Source organism: Streptomyces sp. NPDC014894 (genome assembly GCF_043080985.1).
GTDB lineage: Bacteria > Actinomycetota > Actinomycetes > Streptomycetales > Streptomycetaceae > Streptomyces.
Genome location: NZ_JBIBWD010000050.1, coordinates 1 through 2,384, shown reverse-complemented (window position 1 = coordinate 2,384; position 2,384 = coordinate 1). Strand labels below are relative to the sequence as shown.

Here is a 2,384-nt window from a genome sequence, read left to right as displayed (position 1 = left end):
ACCACCCACAACGCCCTCACCCTCCTCGACACCGCCCTCACCACCACCCACCACCCCACCACCACCGCAACCCACCTCAACACCAACAACATCAATGCCCAGAGCCGAAGCGGAGGGGTTCCCGCTCTGCTGCGAAATCTCGTCTCCACCTCCACCGACCTCGCGCTGCCGCCGAGCACCGCGATGGCCAACGGACATTCCTTTAAAGATCAGTTGAAGAACCTCACCGCGCAGGAAGCGGCCGGGCTTGTCCTCGCCCATGTCCGCGCCACCATCGGCACGATCCTGGCCCACCCGGACCCCGAGCAGATCGACCCGCACCACACCTTCAAGCAGCTCGGATTCGACTCCCTCACCACCGTCCAGCTCCGCAACCACCTCACCCACACCACCGGCCTGCAACTGGCCTCCACCCTCGCCTTCGACCACCCCACCCCCCACGACATCGCGACACACCTCCACCAGAGGCTAGGCATCGAAGACGATCTGCTGTCGGAGCTGTCAAAGCTCGAATCAGCGCTCACCTCCGCCACGGTGAAACCGGAGCGGCACGCGGAGGTCTCGTCCCGCCTCAAGGAACTCGTGCGGAAGTGGGAGAGCAACCGCGCGCACGCCAACGGGGCGGCGGCGCCGAAGAGCGACCTTGAATCCGCGACGGACGAGGAACTCTTCAGCGCTCTCGACAGCGAACTCAACACTCCGTAGCGACACCCATTCCCGATGTTTCCTCCGACTTCCGCAAGGGGCTGAATCACGGTGTCAGAAGAAGACAAGTTCCGCTCCTACCTCAAACGAGCCACCACGGAACTGCGGGAGGCCCGTCAGCAGCTGCGGGAGGCGGAGGACAGACAGCACGAGCCCATCGCGATCGTCGGCATGGGCTGTCGATTCCCCGGCGGAGTCCGCTCACCCGAAGACCTCTGGAACCTGGTCACCGAAGGCCGCGACGTCATCGGCCCCTTCCCCACCAACCGCGGCTGGGACCTCGACACCCTCTTCCCCTCAGAATCGGTGACCGGAACAACCACTCCCACCGGCGGTACTGGCGATGGCATCGCCCAGGGACATGGCCGGCCGGGGACTTCGTCGACGCGGTACGGAGGTTTCCTCCACGACGCGGACCAGTTCGACCCCGCGTTCTTCAACATCTCCCCCCGCGAAGCCCGCGCCATCGACCCACAACAGCGCCTGCTTCTGGAGACGGCGTGGGAGGCCCTCGAGCACGCCGGCATCAACCCCCACCACCTCGCCGGCACCCAGACCGGGGTCTTCACCGGCATCAGCCCCAACCACTACGGAGCCCACGGAGACACCGACCTCGAAGGACACCTCCTCACCGGCACCACCCCCTCCGTCGCCTCCGGACGCATCGCCTACACCCTCGGACTCCACGGACCCGCACTCACCATCGACACCGCCTGCTCCTCCTCCCTCGTCGCCGTCCACCTCGCCTGCCAATCACTCCGCAACGGCGAATCCGACCTCGCCCTCGCCGGCGGAGCGGCCGTCATGGCCACCCCCGAGATCTTCCTCGAATTCAGCCGCCAGGGCGGCCTCTCCCCCGACGGCCGCTGCAAAGCCTTCGCCGCCGAAGCCAACGGCACCGGCTGGTCCGAAGGCGCCGGACTCATCGTCCTCCAACGACTCACCGACGCCGTCCAGCAGGGAAACACGATCCTCGCCGTCATCCCCGGGTCGGCGGTCAACCAGGACGGAGCCAGCAACGGACTCACCGCACCCAACGGGCCGGCCCAGGAGCGGGTCATTCAGCAAGCCCTGGCGAACGCACGCCTCACGGCGGCCGATGTCGACGCGGTCGAAGCCCACGGCACGGGCACCACCCTCGGCGACCCCATCGAGGCGCACGCACTCCTCAACACCTACGGCCAGCACCACACCCCCGAACAACCCCTCTACCTCGGCTCCCTCAAAACCAACATCGGCCACACCCAAGCAGCCGCCGGCATCGCCGGACTCATCAAAATGGTCCAGGCCCTCCACCACACCCACCTCCCCCCGACCCTCCACGCACAACACCCCTCACCCCACATCGACTGGACCACCGGCAACATCACCCTCCTCACCCAGCCCACACCCTGGCCCGACCACCCCCACCCCCGAACCGCAGCCATCTCTTCCTTCGGCGTCAGCGGCACCAACGCCCACCTCATCCTCCAACAACCCCCCACCATCACCCAGACCAAGACCAGCCCCACACCACCGACCACACCAGCCGTCCAGACCACGTCCGGGCCGGTTCCTGTCGACGACGGTTTCGTGTCTCTGCCCCTGTCCGGGAAGTCCGCCTCAGCCCTCGCGGCCCAGGCCGGACGCCTCCGCGACCACCTCACACGCAACCCCCACATCCCCCTGCCCGACATCGC

General features: G+C 67.2%; 3 protein-coding genes. 2 read left to right on the top strand and 1 reads right to left on the bottom strand.

The window, feature by feature from the left end; genetic code table 11:
- The coding region (locus ACF089_RS35865) for a hypothetical protein (protein WP_392036413.1) at positions 1-191 on the bottom strand (191 nt) is incomplete at its 3' end.
- Between the two features lie 22 nt (positions 192-213).
- Here ACF089_RS35865 and ACF089_RS35860 point away from each other — a divergent pair.
- A complete protein-coding gene (locus ACF089_RS35860; RefSeq protein ID WP_392036410.1) occupies positions 214-705 on the top strand; it encodes an acyl carrier protein in 492 nt (163 codons plus the stop codon).
- Positions 706-750: 45 nt separating this feature from the next.
- Positions 751-2,384 (top strand): type I polyketide synthase (locus ACF089_RS35855; protein ID WP_392036416.1); only part of this gene is annotated, 1,634 nt, incomplete at its 3' end.